The organism is Pseudokineococcus marinus (genome assembly GCF_013004605.1).
Classification (GTDB): domain Bacteria; phylum Actinomycetota; class Actinomycetes; order Actinomycetales; family Quadrisphaeraceae; genus Pseudokineococcus; species Pseudokineococcus marinus.
This window is the reverse complement of the sequence record NZ_JABEMA010000467.1, coordinates 1-1,677: the sequence shown is the minus strand read 5'-3', so window position 1 is coordinate 1,677 and position 1,677 is coordinate 1. Positions and strand designations below refer to the sequence as shown.

3 protein-coding genes are annotated in these 1,677 nt (G+C 79.8%); all 3 read right to left on the bottom strand.

Features of this window, described 5'->3' with window-relative positions; genetic code table 11:
- Positions 1-559 (bottom strand): hypothetical protein (locus HLB09_RS16650; RefSeq protein WP_171204413.1); only part of this gene is annotated, 559 nt, incomplete at its 3' end.
- 58 nt (positions 560-617) lie between these two features.
- Positions 618-1,052 carry a DUF1810 domain-containing protein gene (locus HLB09_RS16645; protein ID WP_171204412.1) on the bottom strand — a complete coding sequence of 145 codons (435 nt, stop codon included), beginning with the start codon at positions 1,050-1,052 and terminating at the stop codon, positions 618-620.
- Positions 1,053-1,121: 69 nt separating this feature from the next.
- The coding region (locus HLB09_RS17965; protein ID WP_212771279.1) for a PGPGW domain-containing protein at positions 1,122-1,677 on the bottom strand (556 nt) is incomplete at its 5' end.

Here is a 1,677-nt window from a genome sequence, read left to right as displayed (position 1 = left end):
CGACGAGGTCGACGAGGAGCGCGCCGAGGGCGGGGAAGAGCTGCGCCAGCCGCGCGACGGCGGCGGCCCACGCCCGGTCGGCCGAGACGGCCGCGAGCGCGGTGACGAGCGTGGCCGCGAGGTGCGCGGCGACCATGCCGGCGGAGCCGGCGAGGGCAGCAGAGCCGGCGGAGGCGGCCGCCAGGGCGGCGTCGACGCCCCCGCCGCCCGCGGCCAGGAGGAGGGCTCCGTGGGCGTGGGCGCCGTGCCCTGCCGCGGGGGCGAGGGCCGCGGCATCGACGTCCACCGCGCCGGCGGGTGGCACGGTCAGCGCGGCGAAGGCCGCGTGCAGCAGCACCTGGCCGGCGCCGAGCACCGGGACCAGGGTCCGCAGGCGCAGGCGGCGTCGCCCGAGGAGGGACGCGACGGCGAGGACCAGGGCGCCCGCCAGCCCGACGAGCAGCGGGTCGGGGAGGTCGCCGCCGCCCACGACGTGGGCGCCCGCGCCGAGGGAGAGGACGAGGGAGGCGACGAGCGCGCAGCGCACGCGCTGCAGCGCCCGCCCGTGATCGCCGTCCACGCCCGCGAGGCTACGCGGCGACGGGTGCTCGCTGGCGCGGCCCCGCCTGGTCCGGCCCTCAGAGGCGCTCCAGCGTCTCGCCGTCCTCCTCGCCGCCGTAGTACTGCGCGAGGACCGCGCGGAAGACCCCGGCGTCCTCGCCGTCCGCGTCGGCCGCGCGGGCGAAGAGGGTCATCGACGAGCGCACCTTGAGCGCGTCGACGCTCCCGAGCACGGCGGTCGGGTCGCTGCCGGGCAGGTCGGCGAGGGCGCGGGCGCACTCGCGCAGGCGGGGGCCGAGCACGGGGTGGGCGAGGTAGGCGCGCGCCTCGTCCAGGCCGGTGAGGCCGTAGTGCTGCGCCGTCGAGGAGCGGCCGAGGCCCTGCACCTGCGGCAGGACGAACCAGATCCAGTGGCCCTGCTTGCGGCCCGCGCGTAGCTCGGCGAGCGCCTGGTCGTAGGTGCCGCCGCCCTGGGCGTCGACGAAGCGCTGGAGGTCGTGTGCGTCGCTCACCCGACCACCGTGGCGGGTCGCGCGCGGGGGCGCCAGCGGCCCGGGTCCTGGCGGCCCGGCGCCGCGGCGTCAGACGGGCGCGCGGTTGCCGGCGTGCCGCGCCCAGACGACGGTGCCGACGAGGAAGAGGCCGCTGCCGGCGAGCAGGACGGCGGTGAGCTTGGTCAGCCCCGGCACCTCGACGCCCAGGTAGGGCAGGCCCGCCGCGAGCAGGAGCAGGACCGCGCACCCCAGGGCGAAGAACGCCGAGGCCCTCCGGCGGGCCACCTGCCGCATGCCGGCCTCGGCGCGGGTGCGGGCGAAGCCGAGCGGACGCTTCGCCCACGCGAAGCGCGACGCGAGCACGGCCAGCCCGACGGCGACGAGCACCATGCCCGGCCCGGGGAGCACGAGCAGGGCCACGCCTGCGGCGGTGAGCAGGCCCCCGACGACGGCGACGACGGCTGTGGGCACCTCGGCTCCTCCCGGCGGGCGGCGGACGGGCGCGGTGGGCGCCCGGCGGCAGGGTGCCACGGCGGGCGCCGTCCGGCTCGGCGTCGCCGGCGGCGTCACCCGTGGGAGCAGCAGCGGGCGCTCGGGGCGGTGGTCGCGCAGCACGCGTCCGCGGGTGCCCCGGTCGTCGTCG